Source organism: Candidatus Sysuiplasma jiujiangense (genome assembly GCA_019721075.1).
GTDB lineage: Archaea > Thermoplasmatota > Thermoplasmata > Sysuiplasmatales > Sysuiplasmataceae > Sysuiplasma > Sysuiplasma jiujiangense.
Window position 1 is genome coordinate 1 of sequence record JAHEAD010000012.1, and the last position, 18,374, is coordinate 18,374.

17 protein-coding genes are annotated in these 18,374 nt (G+C 48.1%); 12 read left to right on the plus strand and 5 right to left on the minus strand.

What is annotated here, in order from left to right:
- The first annotated feature begins 158 nt into the window (after window positions 1-158).
- From purH to KIS29_07705, 6 genes are all read left to right on the plus strand, one after another.
- Window positions 159-1,724 carry a bifunctional phosphoribosylaminoimidazolecarboxamide formyltransferase/IMP cyclohydrolase gene (purH, locus tag KIS29_07680; protein ID MBX8640197.1) on the plus strand — a complete coding sequence of 522 codons (1,566 nt, stop codon included), beginning with the start codon at window positions 159-161 and terminating at the stop codon, window positions 1,722-1,724.
- A gap of 9 nt (window positions 1,725-1,733) precedes the next feature.
- Entirely contained in the window at window positions 1,734-2,636 is a 903-nt protein-coding gene (locus KIS29_07685) for a bifunctional 5,10-methylenetetrahydrofolate dehydrogenase/5,10-methenyltetrahydrofolate cyclohydrolase (protein ID MBX8640198.1), read from the plus strand.
- Between the two features lie 183 nt (window positions 2,637-2,819).
- Window positions 2,820-3,428 carry an RNA 2'-phosphotransferase gene (locus tag KIS29_07690; protein ID MBX8640199.1) on the plus strand — a complete coding sequence of 203 codons (609 nt, stop codon included), beginning with the start codon at window positions 2,820-2,822 and terminating at the stop codon, window positions 3,426-3,428.
- Window positions 3,429-3,487: 59 nt separating this feature from the next.
- Window positions 3,488-4,324, plus strand: a complete 837-nt coding sequence (locus tag KIS29_07695; protein ID MBX8640200.1) for a DUF2797 domain-containing protein — start codon at window positions 3,488-3,490, stop codon at window positions 4,322-4,324.
- A gap of 133 nt (window positions 4,325-4,457) precedes the next feature.
- Window positions 4,458-5,438 carry a hypothetical protein gene (locus KIS29_07700; protein ID MBX8640201.1) on the plus strand — a complete coding sequence of 327 codons (981 nt, stop codon included), beginning with the start codon at window positions 4,458-4,460 and terminating at the stop codon, window positions 5,436-5,438.
- Between the two features lie 30 nt (window positions 5,439-5,468).
- Entirely contained in the window at window positions 5,469-6,413 is a 945-nt protein-coding gene (locus tag KIS29_07705; GenBank protein ID MBX8640202.1) for a methylenetetrahydrofolate reductase, read from the plus strand.
- 3 nt (window positions 6,414-6,416) lie between these two features.
- Here the strand turns inward: KIS29_07705 and KIS29_07710 are convergent, their stop codons facing one another.
- From KIS29_07710 to KIS29_07720, 3 genes are all read right to left on the minus strand, one after another.
- The gene (locus KIS29_07710) at window positions 6,417-6,953 is read right to left on the minus strand and encodes a Zn-ribbon domain-containing OB-fold protein (protein ID MBX8640203.1); all 537 of its coding nucleotides are present in this window, start codon (window positions 6,951-6,953) and stop codon (window positions 6,417-6,419) included.
- A 54-nt stretch (window positions 6,954-7,007) separates the two neighbouring features.
- Entirely contained in the window at window positions 7,008-8,294 is a 1,287-nt protein-coding gene (locus tag KIS29_07715) for a thiolase domain-containing protein (GenBank protein ID MBX8640204.1), read from the minus strand.
- 222 nt (window positions 8,295-8,516) lie between these two features.
- Window positions 8,517-9,665: an acyl-CoA dehydrogenase family protein gene (locus KIS29_07720; GenBank protein MBX8640205.1), complete on the minus strand. Its 1,149-nt coding sequence runs from the start codon at window positions 9,663-9,665 to the stop codon at window positions 8,517-8,519.
- A gap of 622 nt (window positions 9,666-10,287) precedes the next feature.
- Between KIS29_07720 and KIS29_07725 the strand changes: the two genes are divergently transcribed.
- The 3 genes from KIS29_07725 to KIS29_07735 all read left to right on the plus strand — a co-directional run bounded on the left by KIS29_07725 (window position 10,288) and on the right by KIS29_07735 (window position 12,708).
- On the plus strand, window positions 10,288-11,094 hold the full coding sequence (locus tag KIS29_07725) for a hypothetical protein (protein ID MBX8640206.1): 807 nt from the start codon (window positions 10,288-10,290) through the stop codon (window positions 11,092-11,094).
- 56 nt (window positions 11,095-11,150) lie between these two features.
- Window positions 11,151-11,735, plus strand: coding sequence for a DUF1404 domain-containing protein (locus KIS29_07730; GenBank protein MBX8640207.1), 585 nt, complete (start codon window positions 11,151-11,153; stop codon window positions 11,733-11,735).
- A gap of 85 nt (window positions 11,736-11,820) precedes the next feature.
- The gene (locus tag KIS29_07735; GenBank protein ID MBX8640208.1) at window positions 11,821-12,708 is read left to right on the plus strand and encodes a twin-arginine translocase subunit TatC; all 888 of its coding nucleotides are present in this window, start codon (window positions 11,821-11,823) and stop codon (window positions 12,706-12,708) included.
- A 197-nt stretch (window positions 12,709-12,905) separates the two neighbouring features.
- Here KIS29_07735 and KIS29_07740 read toward each other — a convergent pair whose 3' ends face one another.
- Window positions 12,906-13,091: a twin-arginine translocase TatA/TatE family subunit gene (locus KIS29_07740; GenBank protein ID MBX8640209.1), complete on the minus strand. Its 186-nt coding sequence runs from the start codon at window positions 13,089-13,091 to the stop codon at window positions 12,906-12,908.
- 407 nt (window positions 13,092-13,498) lie between these two features.
- On the opposite strand from KIS29_07740, the gene KIS29_07745 reads away from it, so the two are divergent.
- Window positions 13,499-14,830 (plus strand): multicopper oxidase domain-containing protein, encoded by a 1,332-nt coding sequence (locus KIS29_07745; GenBank protein MBX8640210.1) that lies wholly within the window; start codon window positions 13,499-13,501, stop codon window positions 14,828-14,830.
- 95 nt (window positions 14,831-14,925) lie between these two features.
- Here KIS29_07745 and KIS29_07750 read toward each other — a convergent pair whose 3' ends face one another.
- A complete protein-coding gene (locus tag KIS29_07750) occupies window positions 14,926-15,075 on the minus strand; it encodes a hypothetical protein (protein ID MBX8640211.1) in 150 nt (49 codons plus the stop codon).
- A gap of 141 nt (window positions 15,076-15,216) precedes the next feature.
- On the opposite strand from KIS29_07750, the gene KIS29_07755 reads away from it, so the two are divergent.
- Window positions 15,217-17,316: a 4Fe-4S ferredoxin gene (locus tag KIS29_07755; GenBank protein MBX8640212.1), complete on the plus strand. Its 2,100-nt coding sequence runs from the start codon at window positions 15,217-15,219 to the stop codon at window positions 17,314-17,316.
- A gap of 133 nt (window positions 17,317-17,449) precedes the next feature.
- Window positions 17,450-18,373: a Rieske 2Fe-2S domain-containing protein gene (locus KIS29_07760; protein MBX8640213.1), complete on the plus strand. Its 924-nt coding sequence runs from the start codon at window positions 17,450-17,452 to the stop codon at window positions 18,371-18,373.
- Window position 18,374 lies beyond the last annotated feature (1 nt).

The following is an 18,374-nucleotide window of genomic DNA, read 5'->3' on the forward strand; positions in this document are numbered from 1 at the left end:
GTTGTTTGAAATGCGAAGCGGATGGCGTTTACTTCGTATCCTGCAAAAGTATCCAGTCAGACATGCCTATCGGCAACATAAAAAGGATCGGAGATACTGGGCATCCAAATAACGTTTAAATGCCAGTAATTAATGACGGACGGGAACTTTGTACGGAGTTGAGAGGTGATTTTTCGCTTAAGATTAAGAACGCGATAATCAGCGTTCATGATAAACAAGGTTTAAAGGAGTTTTCAGCTCTATTGAATAAATTTGGCGCCCGGCTGTTTGCTACCGACGGGACTGCTGACTTCCTGGAAAAAGCCGGCATAACTGTAAAGAGGGTTTCATCAATAACGGGGTTTACCTCTCTTCTTGAAGGACGGGTAAAGACACTTCATCCCGCCATATTTGCAGCCATACTTTCCAGACCTGAAAGGAGGGAGGATGAAGAGCAGCTTGACAGTCTGGGTGTCCCTCATTTCGACATGGTGGTATCCAATCTCTATCCCTTTGAGGATCTTATAGCATCTGGAGAAAAAGGTCTGGATAAACTGCTGGAGAACATAGATATTGGCGGCATTTCTCTGACAAGGGCAGCAGCAAAGAATTATTCTCACGTGGCAGTGGTTTCGGACATAAAACAGTATAAGGCAGTGGCGGAGGAAATGGAAAAATTCGGTGGTGCTGTTTCCGAAACAATGCTCGAAAAACTCTGCGTGCAGGCGTTTCAGAGTGTTTCATTCTATGACGGTTTGATTTCCACCGTACTGGGGGATCGCTTTAAATCCAGTCCTTTTCCTGATCGCCTGATAATGATAGGAAGGAAGAAATCAGACCTCAAATACGGCGAGAATCCGTACCAGAGGGCAGCGTCGTATTTTGTTCCGTTTATCGGGAGTTCCGTTCTCAACGCTGCTGTAGACTCAGGCAAAAGTCTCTCTTACAACAACCTTCTGGACATCAGTAATGCCGTTGACTTGTTACGCGACTTCACCGAACCGAGCTGTGTAGTCGTAAAACATGCAAATCCGTGCGGTGTTGCAACGGCCGGCAGTGCCGAGCATGCACTCAGGGCCGCGTATGACGCTGACTCCCTGTCTGCATATGGCTCTGTGATTGGTCTGAACAAACCGATCGGCAGAGAGTCCGCGGAATATCTGTCAAACAAATTTGTTGAAGTCATTCTGGCTCCTGACTATGATGAAGATGCACTGGCAGTGCTCCGCCGTAAGAAGAGACTCAGGATCCTTACATTTCCGGGTATAGGCGGATATACAGATAAACCAGAAAAGGATGTGCGAAGGATCTCCGGGGGCTTCCTCGTCCAGGAAGTCGCTGCTCCCGACATCAGGCTGGAAAATTTAAAAGTGGTTACGGAAACGAAACCAACTCCCCAAGACATAGATTCGATGATTTTCGCTAACAGGGTTGTAAGGCACCTCTGGTCAAATGCAATAGTCCTTGCGGACGGAACGGTAACCGTTGGAATGGGAACCGGCCAGAGCAGCAGGGTCGATGCCGTAAAACTTGCAATAATGAAGAGCAGGGGAAAGGCCAGAGGCAGTGTCCTCGCATCGGACGCATTTTTCCCGTTCAGGGACGGTATAGACGAAGCTGCAAACGGAGGAATACGGGCGATTATCCAGCCCGGTGGTTCCATACGTGATGATGAGGTCATTTCTGCCGCAGACGAACATCACATAGCCATGGTTTTTACCGGAATAAGGCTCTTCAGACATTGAGTTGTGAAAATGAGTCCACCCAGAATAATTGACGGAAGAAGAATTGCGGCATCAATCAATTCTGAAACGCGGGAAAAACTGAAAAACGCCAGGTCTGAAAGAAGACCTGCCATTCTTTCAATCACCATAGGTTCGGATCCGTCATCTGAAAGTTACCTGAGACAGAAGCAAAGGGCAGCAAACTCACTTGGCATAGAGCTGAAACTGAAACAGTTTTCCAGGAGTGCGTCCGAGGATGAAATTATTGAGTTCGCGGACATGGCATCAGAAGATGGCGCGATAGATGCCATAATGCTTCATTCACCGGTCCCCCCAGGGTTTGATGCCGACAGAATAGCAGCTCATATTTCACCGTCAAAAGATGTGGACTGCATGTCTATGCACAGCCGTGGCCTGCTGTATTCAGGAAAACCTCTATATTCGCCTGCCACGGCGGAGGCAGTGGTCGAGACACTGCGCAGAGAAAATGTGCAGATTTCCGGCAAACATGTAGTCATCATAGGAAGGAGCCTGGTTGTGGGAAAACCACTTGCATCTCTCCTCCTCGTTAACGGGGAGAGGGGCGATGCAACAGTTACCGTCTGTCATTCAAAGACAGCTGAATTGCCATCCATAACGGTAACTGCAGACATTCTGGTGGCGGCAATAGGAAAAGCCCATTTTGTAACAGGAGAAATGGTAAGAAAAGGAACAGTGGTTATCGATGTCGGGATCAATGCTTCCAGAACAGTAAACGGACTGTTCTCCGGCGGAATCACAGGTGATGTTGATTTCGCCTCAGTCTCTCAAGTGGCGGCGGCACTGACGCCAGTACCTGGCGGAGTTGGCCCGGTTACAACAGCCATACTCATGAGAAACGTCGTAAAATCATGGACAAGACGCATAATTGCCGGAACGAACCATCCTGGTTAGTGGATACACACCGACGGAAAATCGCGTTCACTTGCGCAACAGGGAAGCATAATTCATTCAGACAAAACAGTATTAAATAGCCACACTATAGCAACCCCGGATAAGATGCTCAGAGAATGTCAGGAACACGGTTATTTCAGGGGCGAAGCGTGCCCTGTTTGCGAGGCGGAAGGCAAATTTCTTATGAGTGACAGAGAACTTGAACACATTGGCCGGAGCATGGCAGGTGTTCTGAGACACTTTCCCGAGCGCTTCAACCTCCAGATGGACGAGCATGGCTGGGTTGATGTAAGATCATTCATTTCAGCAATGACTGAACGTCAGCCCAGGCTGCACTGGCTCCGAATGCACCATATCGTAGCAATCATTGAGACTGACCCGAAAGGGAGATACCAGTTCAGCAACGGCAGAATGAGAGCCACATATGGCCATTCATTCGATATTGAGCTGGATCTGCCTACGGATAACATACCGGACCGCCTCTATTACCCTGCTACGGAGGAGGAGGCGTCCATACTTGCTGAAAACGGGCTTAAGCCGGCGGACAGGCGCATGGTCCACCTTTCTAAGACATCTGCGGATGCGTTCACAGCAGGAAGAGTGAGGACGGAGAAGCCTGTAATAATCGAAATTGATGCGTCCGCGATGATAAAGGAAAACGGGGCCATTCAGAGGGCCGGCAAGACAGTCTACCTGACAAAGGAAGTGCCTCCGAAGTACCTCAGAATAATGAGCGAAGAGGAGATAATTGTGCCCGACGAAGATACAGATAAAGAAGCGGAAACAGATTAACCACCGTTACTGTCAGCTTCAGGTTAAGGACAAATAAAGGATTGTGAATGGAGTAACCCATGTTCATTACTGCTGACAGGCTCCTTGCAATCAACAAAGGCAGCAGAAGTCATGCGATCTCCTTTTACTGGGAAGGATTCGAGCCCCATTTTGAAGTATATTCCTGTGAAACCGATGCACTGGGGGAGCTTGAAATGAACAGGTTTTCATTTACTGTCACTGAAGAGCAGAAATGCGTCGGAAGCTTCAGGAACGGCGCTTACAGACCGTGCCCGCTCAACAGGCATGTGGAAAACATGGATCAATGCGACTTCTGCAGCAGGACGCTCATACCCATACAGAAGTGCCTTTTCGATCCGATATGTGACGGCGAAATATGCAACTGGGATCTGTGCAAAAGAGAGCATTCCGTTTATCTGGCGTTTTACGGAGGAAAAATCAAGGTTGGAATGACAAGCACCACAAGGATCAGGGAGAGATTGATAGAGCAGGGGGCGGACGCGTACATGGTTGCCGGCAGATTCCGATCCAGGAAAGCCGCGAGAGAAATGGAAAAGAAGATAAGCCATGACCTTGGAATTTCACAGACACACAGGTACGGCGACACACTGAATGAGCTCCAGGCTGCAATTGACTATAATGCCGTTGAGGCAGGCTACAGCAGAATAAGCGCTGAGCTCGAAGAAAGATTCAACCTGAGATGCTCCGGCCTTGAGGTACTCGACGGGTATCCTATGGCACAGCCGCTGGAGAGCGCCCCTCTTTACGTCAGCATCACAGGCTTCCATGAAGGGGAGGTAATTGGGGTGAAGGGCAGAATTGCCATTTACAGGAACGGGGGGCTGAAGGCGCTGAATCTTGCCGCGATTCCATCGCGTTTCATAATAAGCGTGTAGAGAAGGCATAGAAAAGCAAACAGGGCATTAATTCTGATTAGAATAAAAACCACACAAGTAATGAAGATTATAATTGCCATTTGCATTGGTATTTATTTGTGTAAGGAGCTAGCGTAAAGAAGAGTGGAGATAAATGAAAGGGGATTTTGTCATTTGCACAGACGACGATATCGAGGAACTTGTTTCAAGGGACGACATGATCGGAGATATCGTCGCCGAAGTGGAGGAGTTCTTCCGTGACAAGAAGAAGGGGCAGGTTGTTTCTCCTCCCCGTTTCACATGCGAGGCATCTGATGGAAAGCTTGTGGTTACTGCAGGTGCAAGCGAGCGAAAAAGACTGATTGGACTCCGCGTTTATTCGACGTTCGGCATCAAAGAAAAAGATCCGCAGGTTACTGCAGTCTACAGCATGGACGGTTCTCTAGCGGGCATCTTCATCGGTGAAACGATTGGAAGGGTAAGAACGGCAGCGATCAACGCCGTGGCCGTAAAACACATGTCAAGGCATGATTCCAGGATCCTGGGGGTTATCGGCAGCGGGAAACAGGCGAGATCAGTTGTTCCCTATATTGCCAGGATGAGGCAGCTTGAAAAGATAATTGTGTTCAGCCTCCACCCGGAACATGCAAAAACATACATTCAGGGTATCAGGGATGAAATGAACGATCTGGGCATTGAGCTGAGCGTTGGGGAGACGGCGGAAGGGACCGTCTCACAGTCTGACATAGTGCTCACTGTGACCACATCTTCCACTCCCGTGATAAGGAACAGCTGGATTAAACCGGGGCAGCACATTTCCTGCATGGGACGTAAATTCAGGGAATCGCATGAGATTGAGCCTGAAACTGTGCTTACGTCTGAAATAGTTGCTTCCGATTCGGCGCAGCAGTTGAAAGACTACGGTTCACTTTTCTTCATAGATGAAAGGGGAAGGGAGAGCATTTACGACCTTTCGGATTTGGTTGACGGAGGCGGAAGGAAAGACGAGGATAGATCGCTTTTCCTTTCCGTCGGTCTCGCTGGAACAGAGGTTGCAGTTGCAGGCAGGATATTGTCGAAAATAGAGAAGGAGAAGGAAGCTGAAGGGACAAAAAATTTTTCGCATGCCAAATGACAAGGGAGAGATAAATTGGAAGACGGCGGGATAACTGGACGAAGTAGCAGGGAAGGAAGACTGCAGTCTCTTCTGAAGAATGGAAAATTTGTCATAACATGCGAACTCGGACCTCCGCAGGGGGCGTCCCCCGAACCGCTGATCAGAAAGGCGGAGGCTGTGAGGGATTATGTGGATGCTGCCAATCTTACCGACTGCACAAGCGCCATGGTGAGAATGTCGAGTCTTGCATCCTCCCTGATAGTCATGAGAGCCGGGATTGAACCGATAATGCAAATAACACTGCGGGACAGGAACAGGATCGGACTGCAGAGCGACGTGCTTGGAGCGTCTGCACTTGGGATACGCAACGTTCTCTGCCTGTACGGCGATCCGCCTTCCGCCGGAAATGAAAAAGAGGCAAAGGCAGTTTATGACATACCGACGGAAGCACTGATAGGCACGTTGAGAAAAATGAGGGATGAATCTCTTCTTCTGGGCGGTGGAAAGCTGAATGCCCCGCCTGAGCTGTTCATCGGCGCCGCCGCATCACCATCCAGAGAGGAGAGTCATGTCAGAATCGACAGGATAAGGAAAAAGGTGGATGCAGGCGCGCAATTTATTCAGACCCAGCCTGTGTTTGATACGGCGCTCTTCGAGGATTTCATGAGGGACATGAATTCTTGCGGGATAGCTGACAGAGTCGGGATCATCGCCGGGCTGATGCCAATCAGGTCGGTAAAAATGGCAAAGCATCTCAGGGAGCAGGTTCATGGCATCAGTGTCACTGACGAAATCGTCGAAAGGATGGAGAAATCTTCCTCTCCGGAAGAGACGGGAATCGAAATTGCAGTCGAGACAATAGAAAAGCTCAGGAAAATGCACGGTCTGAAGGGAGTGCACATAATGACCGTCTCATGGGAACATATCATACCGGAGCTGATCGAAAGAGCCGGCCTGCCCCTGAGGAAAGAGGCTACACAGCAGGCAGATTGACCTTCACCGGTGCCGGCCCGCCTGCCGGTCCTTCCTTCCTTTTCCTTTTGTGAGCATTTTTGAATTTGAAGGAACAAACCACACGTCCCTTACCAGGTATTCCGGTTTCTTTGCAAATTTCGCCTCGACCGGCATTCCGACGTATATTTCATCTCTCCTGCAATCCTTCAGTCTTGTCATGAAAAGGCTGTCTGCACCATCAAACTCAATCAGTGCGAGGTTGTAAGGTGTTTCCTTGAGAAATGCCTCGCTTCCGAATTCGCATGTTGTCCAGGAATGAACCCTCCCCTTTAACGGAAGGCGCTTCCAGGCAGTCGGCAAACCGCAGAACATGCAGTGGCTCCTCGGTGTTGCATATACATACTCGCACTTTGCGCATTCGGATCCGTAAAGTTTCCCCTGCGCGAGACCGAGGAAAAATTTGGAGTCGTTAGCATAGCTGTGTATATAGTTGACTGAATAAGGGAATCTGATGACCAGCTGCTCGCCGGACTTTCCCTGTCTGTAAATAGCTGCTCCATGCCTGAATACCTCTTTCATCACATCTCTGTATCTGCCGAACTTTTTCGGCTGTTTCCCGGAGCTTGCTGCCATCTATTTCACCGCCTCAAGTATTGAAACAGTTACAGAACTGCCTGTTCCCGCATGGGAGTGTATTGCCCCCATCTTCGGATTCTTCAGTTGCAGTCTACTGTTGCCAAAATGTTTGCCGATTGTTCCCTGCAGCTGCCATAACGCAAAGACTGCCTGCATGAGTCCGGTGGCGCCGACAGGATGACCGCATGCTATCAGTCCGCCCGAAGGGTTGACCGGTATTCTGCCGGCTTCCGGAACAGGGAAACCATAATCCATGTCAGAAAGGAAAGGCTTTCCGCTTTCAACAAAGTCATAACCTTCGCCGTATCGGCAGAGGCCCATGTCTTCATATGTCTGTATTTCGGACGATGCATATGCATCGTGCAGTTCTATGAAGTCCAGCTGGTCCAGGGGATTGTCGATGCCTGCTGAGTTGTATGCTTCAATGGATGCCGCCCTCCCGGCACGGAAAGAATGAACACCGGGATATTGGAGCGTTTCATAGGATGATTCACTCTCATGCTTCATAACTGGAACTTTTCCGAACGGCCTGTCCGCAAGACGCATCGTGTCAGTTCCGCATCCCACACCCTTAACCAGCACGGGATGATCCGAAAGTCTGAATGCTTCCTGCTCATTTGCGAGAATCGCGACCGCTGCGCCATCGCTCATTGTGCATATCATTTCCCTTGTGAGGGGATATGAGATCATCTCTGAGTTGAGAACATCCTGAACGCTGAGTTTCTTGGGATACTGTGCATAGGGATTGTGCATGGCATTCAGGTGATTTTTCACCGAAACCATCGCAAGAATTCTGGATGCTTCCCTTATTGCCAGCTTCTGGGCTTCTTTCTCATCCCTGACATTCGCAAACCTTCCCCTGCGCATAAATTCGTAAATATGCCTGGTTACCATCAGCGCGTAATAGCCCGAATAGAAGCCGCCTATCGGGAAGTCATAGTTTACATCAGACGCAAGCGCAATGAATTCATTGCCCTTCCAAGTCTGGACCCTTGACATTGTTTCGAAGCCTGCTACCATGCATACATCCATTCTGCCCGATGCGACAGCCTCAAAACCTGCCTGGAAAACCTCACCGCCGGTGGCGCCGCCCCATTCGATGCGCATGCTGCCTTTTGGGTTAAGACCAAGATAATCCTGGACCATGCTTGCTGCCTTGAGCTGTCTTGCGAAGTGATCCGAAAAATAGGAAATCCTTGATCCGTCGATATCTTTCTTCTCGAGCGAGGGAATGTCGTTCATGGCGTAATCGTAAGCCACTTTGACCATGTACCTGAAATCCATCTCGGGATGTGCCTTTGCAAACTTGGTCACACCCCCGGAGACGAGATACACCTTTCTGCTGAATTTGTAATTGTCAACACCGTTCCTGTTTTCAGCCCCGATTATCTTAATCACCGTGGCGAAGATAACAATTTGGTTATTAAACGAATTGCATATTCTGTCCTGAACCTAGAGATTCAATGCCATGCTTCAATGAAACCGGTTTTCATTAACATGCTGCAGCTATTCAATATCCCTGAGCACTTCCCTCGCTATGATTATTTTTCTTATCTCTGTAGTGCCTGCACCTATTTCAAGCAGTTTGGCATCCCTCATGAATTTTTCAACCCTGAATTCCTTCATATAACCGTATCCGCCGAGAATCTGTATGGCATCAAGGGCGCTCTTTGTGGCCGCCTCGGCGGAATACAATATGGCAGCAGCAGCTTCCTTGTTGCTCCTGCGATCCTTCTGCAATGCGCTCAGCGATTTGTATATCAGCAGTCTGCTGGATTCGATTCCAACATACATTTCTGCAATTTTCTCCTGTATCATCTCGAATTCCGAAATCGGTGTCCCGAACTGTTTTCTCCGCTTTGCATATTTCGCTGCAATCTCCAGCATTTCCTCCTGTATGCCAAGAGCAATAGAGGCGAGAACTGCCCGTTCGATGCTGAGCCCCGACATTACTATGTACGAGCCCTTATTCTCCTCTCCGACCAGATGATCCGACGGAACATGACAGTTCTCAAAGAACAGTTCGCCGGTTGGAGACCCCCTCATCCCCATTTTATCGAATTTCTTTCCTCTCTTGAATCCTTCAGTCCCGCTGTCGATTACGAAAGCACTGATACCTCTGTCTCCCGCTTCTGGAGCAGTCTTGGCATATGCAAGGCAGACATCTGCGACAGGCGCATTTGTTATAAAAGTCTTGGAACCGCTGATAACATAATTTTCACCTTTCCTCCGCGCTACCGTCTTCATTGACAGCGAGTCAGAACCAGAATCCGGTTCAGTTAGTCCGAGGCAACCTATGATTTTGCCTGTTGCGAGTTTGGGAACATATGCGTCTATCAGCTGTTTGCTCCCGTTGCGGTATAGATTATCAAGACAGAGATTCGAGTGGGCACCGACTGAAAGTGCGAAAGCAGGTGAAACCCTTGAAATTTCTTCAAGGCATATTGCCTGAGAAATATAGTCGAGACCAGAACCGTCAAATTCAGTGGGCACGGTTATACCAAGCATTCCGAGTGAACCTAGCTGCCTGAAAAGATCCTCGGGAAAGTAATCGTCAGCATCCATTCTGTCGCAGACAGGTGCAAGTTCTGCGCGGGCGAACTTCCTGACAGTCTCCCTGACCATCTCATGTTCTTCATTGAGCTGAAAATTCATCTGTACCATCCGGTCTATGCACATCGGGATAAAAATAGGTAAGTGAACACTCTTTTTGCGCGGAACTCCGGCATGCCTTATGCCGCCTTCCTCCTGGGCATCTCGTATGTACCTGCCTGCAAAACATTAATGATACCTGCGGCAGCGCCGCTCCCGTGTCTCCGTTTCCTGAATTAGATGCTCTATCCGCCTGTCCCAGGGACACAATCACCTTCTGTTGCCGTCTGTAAGGCATCCTGAAAGCATGATAGATGAATGGCTGCCGCTGAAGGTAAGTGCAACCAAACTGTCGACGGTATGGCAATTGCGCACAGTTCTTCAGTCAATGCAGAAAATATCTTCTAATTGAACAGAAAAGAGGGCCATTTAGCTCTTGGAACGGACTTCTCATGAATGTCGCGCAATCGCAACTGCGTGCACCTGCTTTTCGACGGCACATTTGCCTGGCGCCGACAGTGCGGTCCGGATTCCCATTTCGAATATGCGTTAACTATATTAAAACGCTTGAAGTAGCTTCACGGCGTAATGAGGCGACAGAAAATACGCTGCCTTCAGTTTTACACCCCGGCGCTTACGGAGTGTGAGAAGCAATTGATAGAGAGATCAGTCTCCGAGGGGTGGTGTGACGGCAAGATTTGAGAAATACGGAGATGCTGATTACGGTCCCGTTCTGGTTGGCCTTACGATTGCGGCTGTTTTGCTGTTTTCATACTGGTATGCAACTGAATTTATAGGCTACAGCGGTGCGGGAAATGCAGACCTGCCATCGGTAATTTCAGCAGTCGTTGCATTGCTTTTCTGGATTTCCGTTTCACTGATTACCTTCCGGTACCTGTTCAACAACGTCCTGAGACGATTTGTTGCAATAGTCAGGGTTAAGAGATGGGCATTGTTCCTCTTCCCGGGTTACCTGATCATTCATCTCCTGATCTATGGGCTTGTTGTCGAAAACATACTTGTTCTGACATTTGGTTCTCCAGGTTTTTCAAACAGCAGCTTGGGCGGTTTCATTGTCCTCGGTAATGCATTTTTCCCCCATACACTCGCCAATGCGTTGCTGCAGATCGCTCTGAATCCGAGTCTTGCTGTGTACATACCGCCCTACTTCGGGCTGGACTGGGGTCCGTTTTCATTTTATTCTGCCATCGTGATAGGGATGCTGGTAACAGTGCACATCGAAAGACTGGGCAGATTGAGACAGCCGCTTAGGAGGGTTGGCGGTTCTGTAGTTTATCCTGCAGCAGGTGTTGTCGGCGGAGCCTCCTGCTGCATATCGCTGCCTGTGCTTCTTCTTACACTGAGCCCGCTTTCCTCTGCCACATTGCTTGTTCCGATGTGGGTTGCGCTTGCTTACGCACTTTACTTCGTACTTCCAATATCTGTTATTGCACTTCTTTTCAGTGGACTCCGTCATCTGGGAAGAAGATAGAAGACAATGCAGCCGACGAATGACAGTCCGCGAAGAATCCGATGTGTGAACCGGACATGTATCTGGAGGAAAGAAGACCTACGAAATATGCTGCGAGAATAATTTCTGCCGTGTTACTGACAGTAGCATCTGTCAATCCGGAAACCGAAGCAATCGAGGGAACAAACGCGGTTGTTTTCATGTTTTCTCATTATGCACTGTTTGTTGCGGGTTTCCTGATTTCATTTCGAATTTTCAGAACAGTCAGGCATGCACTCATTGCAGGCATATTTCTCGCCGCAATCTGGCATCTTCCATTCCCCTTTGCACTTTCAGGAGCTTCGGATGAATACAGGATCATCGAGGAAATCACCATGTTTGCTGCCGGATTTCTTGTTGGTTCTTCGGTCGAACAACTTACATCCCTGTCAAAATCGGTGCTCTTTGCATTATGGATCGTAGGAGACAGCGCACTTTCAGTGATATTCATATTATTCCCGGAAATCTATTCGAGCAAAGACATCTCCATTTCCCCGTTCCCGGCAGACCAGTTTATCATACTCGGCGTTCTGATGATATTTTTCATGAATTCAATTATCGCTATTGCCGTTTATGTGTACGTAAGGCAGTTTGGCAATTTGCTGCCCGATTTGGATGAATAATTACTTTCGAAACTGGCCTGCAGATGCCTGTGTTTAGCCTGAAACAGATACATTTATAGTTTGCAGAGTTGCTCTCATCGCACAAATGAATGAAGGCACTCCGGGAAACTCATTGATTAATGCGACACCTCTGCTCGATCATCTGCAGGATCTTGCAAAGAGGATGAGACGCATAATCTTCACAATTCTTCTCTTCACCGCATTTTTCCTTTTCTTTGGCCCTTCAAGCATAGCAATAAAACCATTTGCTTTCGACATTCCCTTCCTGGGCAATTTCACAATAAGGAGATTGCCTGTAATCGTGCCCAGCTTCATAAATAGCTTTTCGACTGTGATGATCAGGTATTTCATTTATCACGAAATACCAAAAGGAATGGTGGTGCTGAATGTCAACGTCTTTGATCCGATTCTTTCATCCATGCAGGTTTCGCTCCTTTTCAGCGTAATCGTTTCCATGCCTGTCATTCTCATAGAACTTTGGAAATTTGTGTCACCCGCTCTTTACCAGAGCGAAAAGACGCACATCAAGTGGACTATTATTCCGGCGATACTGCTGTTTCTCGCCGGCGCATCTTTTGCTTATTTTGTAGTAATACCCGTTCTCCTTCTGGTTGTCAAACTGTATATTGTTTCCCTTGGCATACAGGAAACATTGAGTTTCAAATCGGTAATCACAATAATTGTCGGATTCCTGTTTGCATTCGGGCTTTCGTTTGAATTGCCGGTGATAATGGTGACGCTGACAAAGTTTGGGTTTGTTGGGTCAAAATTCTGGCTTGAGAATTGGAGGATGGGCGTACTCGGCTCATTCATAATTGCTCTCATCATATCACCCGGCGTAACAGGCGGTCTGATTGAAACGATAATCGGGCTTACACTTTCCGGACTGTACATTGCCGGTGCGCTGGTTGCCAGGAAGGTTGAAAACGCATCGGCTGAAAAGAAACAGTTCTTTTTTGATTCACGTTCCTGAATAGACACAAATTGAAATCAATTCATTCAATTCATTGCATGGGATAGAGGAACGTGCTTAAGAGCCGATCCGATTCATTTATGTCCAGTTGACTTCAATAATCGAAAACCTCAATGCAAAGTCCAAAAGGAGAATACATAAACTGGAACATGAAGAGTCTGCCGGATCTTCAGCAGCTTTTTAAACAGGTGATAATTTTATTTAGTTTCCTTTTGAGTCTGGACTTCCTTTTCAAGCTCCTTCTGGATTTCCATCTGGCCACGTTTGAACTCGCCTGTGGCCTTGCCAATAGACCTGAACAGTTCAGGTATCTTGTTTGCACCCCCAAAAAGGATCAATGCAACCACTATGATTATTGCCCAGTCCCAGACATTTCCTATCAATTGCTTCACCGACACTTCAGGCTATGACCTTCTCAATGAAAGCACCTGTTTATAGACATTTCGCATTTCAATCCATTTCCTGTTCCTGTTTACTCTGCTTCATGATGAATTACCGGAGTCATTTTCGCATCGTCAACGACCCGGTAGAAGCAACGATAAAAATCAGGAAACAGTTATTTCGGCTAGCAGGACACTTCATAAGGGAAGAGATTGTGCTTCGCGTTTTGGTTTTCGGGTTGCCCTTCCGTAATTCTTATGACGACACTGGGAGTGGAGAGGAATTGAGATTTGCAATATTTTGAAAAGACAGCCCGATTTGGCGATGCTGCCGTATACGGATCATTTTTCAATTTTTCAATATGTCTAAAAATGTATATAGTAAATGAGAAAATTAGGAGGCGGTAAAAATGCCGAAATCTCAGGAGAAGGGAGTAAAGGTAACCCGCCGGGACATTTATGAAGTAAGGCTAGGTGACAGAGATCCCATTCAGCTTTCAGAAGATGAAGCCGGCGAACTGTACAGGCAGTTGCATTCCACATTCTCTGCCGGAGAAACAGCAGGGACGGCTCTACCGCAGGATGAAGCCCTTGAAGTGTCAGGATCTGAAACTGCGGCAGCTGCCGCGGCAGTTTCCTCCGCGGAGGGAGACGAAAGTGCCCGGATCAAAAAGCCAAAGATGATTAATCCCGCGAAAAGGCACAGGCAGACCGTTCTGATGGCCGGCATCGTTATTATCGTTCTGGGACTGGCATTTGCTTCATACGATTTCGCAACCCTCCATCCGTCAAAACCGGGACAAAAACTGCCACCGCCCAGCCCTTACGTTCACCTTTACGTCCAGGCAGGCGTCGGCGGAGGTTTGAATTTTAACGGAACATCACCGGGTCCGACACTCAAAGCACCGCTCAATGATTGGGTGTGGCTCACATTTTCTGTCGCCAGCGATGCTGGCGTCCAGCACTCATGGGTACTGGTCCAGTCCAACGTTGCAAAGGTCAGTGCGCCGGATTATACACCTGTATTCGCGAATGCATCAACACCAAATCCGACTGCCGGAAGTCCGATTGGAGCCACTGTGAATGTTGTCTTCAAGGCAACAACGGCCGGTGACTATATGTATATCTGCGAAGTGCCCGGGCACTTCGAGGCAGGGATGTACGGCTCATTCATAGTGGGAAATTCGACCAATGTTACTAAATCCTCCCTGACCAAGAGCTTTTCAATTGTTGCAGGATCCGGAGGGACTCACACCTTCAACGGAACTGTTCCCGGTCCGTCCATGACAGTGACAAATGGCACAAAGGTGAGCATTGCATTTACCGTATCCAACAAGTCCACAGCTAACCATTCATGGATTCTGGTTCCCGGAAACGTTACAAATTCGACAACGCTGAACTATACACCTGTTTTCACCAATGCCTCATCGCCAAATCCGACAACCGGAACGGCCCCAAATGAGACAGTCTGGATTAACTTTACTGCCAATCGCACTGGTGATTATAAGTACATATCAGAGGTGAACAGTGATTACAAAGACGGCATGTGGGGCTGGTTCAACGTTACTGCAAGCAATTCATCGGCCGCCGTTTCAGCATACCATACGCCTCTTCAGAAATTTTCATCCGGGCAGAGTAATCGGGACTTCGGGAAAGCCACAGATTACGCTATGCCGTCAGAGATGAACTACATGCGGGCAGTCGATTTCAGGACGGCCACATCGGCATCCCGCTCACCGTAGTTTGGAACGGAGCCGGGGAAGCAGGGATGCGATTATGGGCCGGCAAAACAATTACACCCGCATTTTCCGGAAGCACGCCATTTGAAGCAAATTCCTTATTTCAGTATCATAGAATAGATTCCGAGTTCTGCAAGAAGCACAGAAGCAAATGTTGTCATCAGATTACCGCCGGCAATAGATACGATTGTTCCAATAACACCTACAGAAGCCATCACATAGCCGGATGATTTTTGCTTTTTATCCATGGCCTGGTCCATCCGGACAATATCTAAATTACGTAATTATAGTTTAGCAGTGATTTCAGTTTTGCAATTGCCGAATATCTGGTATAAATCGCCAAACTTATCTAATAACAGCTGCTCAGATATTGCGTGTATGAGCTCATTTTGATCCCTGTATCGGCTGTTATGGTTTACATAATAGCTGCCCTGATTAGATGGGCCTCAAATGTCAGGGAAAGAACAGGCTATTCTCTCGTTCTCTTCCTATTTTCCATGATGGCCGGAATGCTGGGAGGAGCGGCGATTTATTTCTACAAACCTGATCTTTCAACCCTCGAAGTTGCCGCTGTCCTTAATTTTATCCTCATGCCCGTGGGTATCATGGCAATTCTTTTTGCATTTTTGACAAAGGGAAATGAGAAGAGGACAACACCCCCGCAGGCTGGTTTCACTGGTAATGCCATGGCCAATATCAGGACTTCGTATTCTGGAATTTTTGTCTGGTCTGTAATAGGCCTTGCGCTCCTGAACGAAGTACTGATGGGGCTCTCATTTTCAATAATATCCGGCTCAATAGTAATGCGAACTGCAGGCGCCCCAATACAGGCAACAACGCTAATCGGTGAAACGCTCAATTCTTACTGGTTTACGCTTACAATGGGAGCAGAGATGCTTCTTACCACCTATTACTTCAGAAAGAGGATTAAGCATGAACTCAGGAACATACTGCTTTTCCAGGGAATAATAATGTTGCTCTCTCCGCCTGCACTTTTTTCACTTGGTCTTACGCCGTTTTCCATCTATGCAGGCAGCCTGGCGATGATAACTCTGATCATTTACTTCTTCGACTATTTCTACAAGAACCGGTCGATGAACAGACCAGTTTCTAATTATATAATACTGCTCCTGCTGCTCTATTCATTTATGATGGCTTCACTCTTTTACTGGAGATCCGGAGGAAGCGACATTTTATTCGGACTGTCCCTCGTCTTTGAAATGATAATATTCTTTGAAGCCATAATTGAACACAGGAAGTTCAACGTTGCTGACAGGAGGAACTGGGTGGATGAGCCATGGTGGACGCTTCTGCTCCTTGCGCTTGTCTTCGTCTCGGAATACTTCATGGGTGCACTTCTGGACATTCAGTTTTACGGCATTTCGTTCCTGAACAGTGTTAAGCTGGCCGCTCTGAGCGGATCACCCGCGGCAGTTATCGGCGGAGCAATTTACAATTTCATCCGTTATTTTTCACTTATAACAAATTCGTCGTGGTTCTACATAATGATGGGAGCAGAAATGGGAACGCTCGTTGTAATGCAGATTGGGAAAGTCAGGCAACTGGAAACAAAGGTAAGACTCTCGCTGATCATTGTAGCATATGCGCTTTACACTGTTTTCTTCCCCTATTTTTTTCTGTCTCCTTCAGACCTTCCCAGAACCGCGTTTCTGGGTTGGAATATGGGGCTTGGAACCACGGGCCCTCTTGCACCCGCCTTTCTGATAGCGGTTGGCCTTACCTACCTGATAAGCGGCATACTTGCATTCCTCTTCGGCGGAAGGCAGGTGTGCTCGATGTTCTGCTCGGCGGCCCTGATGTATCAGGGCACTTTCTATGACAGTTCGAAAGCGTTCAACAGAAAGTCTTCACTGTCGAGAAAGTTGCACAGGAACAGGCTCTCCAAAACATATGTTGTAGTTGCATCGCTTGTCTGGGCAACTATGCTTTCGTCAGCGGCACTATCCTACCTGGATGCTGTCAGGTTGACAAACATCACGATTTTCGGCGAAGACCCACTCATGTTTGCCTATTCCTTCTACCTCAATTTTCTGTGGTACATAGTATTCATAACAATACCGTTCGTGGGGACATACGGCTGTGTCTCGACTGGTTTCTGTTCATGGGGAATGTTCAACCAGTTCGTAGGCCGCATCGGCTTATGGCGTCTCAAAGTACGCGATCCGTACGAATGCGTAAAGTGCAAAACAAAGGACTGCGCCAACGCATGCCCGGTGGGGCTTACAACAATGCCTGGCAGTTTCATAAAAGGAGGGGAGTTCAGGAACTACAAGTGCATAGGTGTGGGAGACTGCGCCAACGCATGCCCGGTGGACAACATATTCTTTTATGATGTAAGGCACTGGTTTAAGGAGAGAGTTGCGAAGAAGGGTATGGAAGGGAGGCAATTCATCCCCGCGGAAGCACTTGGCAAATCTGTCGAAGACGGCAAAAAGGGCAGTTCTGATTTTACTGCCGGACTGAAATGATGCGGAACACTACAGCCCTTGTAAAGTTTTCAGGCTCTGCCGATGGATAGAGCATGTGCAACAAACGAAACTTCAACCGGCGTTTTGCAAAAATAAATATAAAGAGTGCTGATACATTGGGAGCAGATTAAGTATGACAGGTGAATTTGTTCGAAAAATTGCACCGATGACTCTTGCTGATTTTTACTACCTGCGAAAAACTTCAGGAGCAATGAAGAATCCCAGAACAAGGTTCAGCGATGAACTCTTTGTCAGCGAAGGTGAGGAGTACCTCTTCAGATATCTGACAAAAAACGTCGGCAATGTTGATGAGTCCAGGCGCAAATTTATCAAGGGAATGATGTGGGGAATAGGAGCCATTGCAGCAGGCAGCGTGCTCGACGCTGTACGCGGTCTCCAGATCCCGCTTATAGGTGCAAAGTCCTTTGCAAAAATGCAGCTTGTCGACACTGCCGGGAATCCGATAAAGGCATCGGCCATCCCCGTGAATGAACCTGTCATCACCCTCTATGAATATCCTCTGGAGAATGAAATAAATTTTGTCCTGAATCTGGGAGATTCGAACAACAATCCTGTTGCCATTGCGGCAACAGATGTGAAAATCCCGCTCACCGGTGCGACATACAAATTCCCGGGGGGAGTAGGTCCGAAGGGTTCTGTGGTTTCCTACAGCGCAATATGCCAGCACCTTGGCTGCGAACCGCCTGAAATTCATCTTTATCCCCCTGAATACATGAACAGCAATATGGCTCCACCTGCCTTCCTGCCGCCGGCGGCCCTTCAGGCTGCAAAGGCGGCCAATCTTCCCGCCGTGATACATTGCGACTGTCATGGTTCTACATACGATCCGTATCATGGGGCATCGGTGGTGACAGGACCTACACAGAGGCCATTGCCTGCAATGGTCCTTGAATGGGATTCCTCTACCGACTACCTTTACGTAAGCGATGCAGTAGGTGTCCCGGTTTATGGCCACGTGAGCACGCTTGTCGGCGGTGAACCCGTATCCGGCACATCAACACAGGTTTCGACTACAGTAAATCCGTTTCCGGCCTGAG

Coding starts and splice junctions, on each gene's coding strand:
- KIS29_07695 (MBX8640200.1), top strand. CDS start 3,488: ATGTTCATTACTGCTGACAGGCTCCTTGCAATCAACAAAGGCAGCAGA.
- KIS29_07760 (MBX8640213.1), top strand. CDS start 17,450: ATGACAGGTGAATTTGTTCGAAAAATTGCACCGATGACTCTTGCTGAT.
- KIS29_07700 (MBX8640201.1), top strand. CDS start 4,458: ATGAAAGGGGATTTTGTCATTTGCACAGACGACGATATCGAGGAACTT.
- KIS29_07730 (MBX8640207.1), top strand. CDS start 11,151: ATGTATCTGGAGGAAAGAAGACCTACGAAATATGCTGCGAGAATAATT.
- KIS29_07690 (MBX8640199.1), top strand. CDS start 2,820: ATGAGTGACAGAGAACTTGAACACATTGGCCGGAGCATGGCAGGTGTT.
- KIS29_07715 (MBX8640204.1), bottom strand. CDS start 8,294: ATGGATTTCAGGTACATGGTCAAAGTGGCTTACGATTACGCCATGAAC.
- KIS29_07685 (MBX8640198.1), top strand. CDS start 1,734: ATGAGTCCACCCAGAATAATTGACGGAAGAAGAATTGCGGCATCAATC.
- KIS29_07745 (MBX8640210.1), top strand. CDS start 13,499: ATGCCGAAATCTCAGGAGAAGGGAGTAAAGGTAACCCGCCGGGACATT.
- KIS29_07750 (MBX8640211.1), bottom strand. CDS start 15,075: ATGGATAAAAAGCAAAAATCATCCGGCTATGTGATGGCTTCTGTAGGT.
- KIS29_07720 (MBX8640205.1), bottom strand. CDS start 9,665: ATGAATTTTCAGCTCAATGAAGAACATGAGATGGTCAGGGAGACTGTC.
- KIS29_07735 (MBX8640208.1), top strand. CDS start 11,821: ATGAATGAAGGCACTCCGGGAAACTCATTGATTAATGCGACACCTCTG.
- KIS29_07710 (MBX8640203.1), bottom strand. CDS start 6,953: ATGAAAGAGGTATTCAGGCATGGAGCAGCTATTTACAGACAGGGAAAG.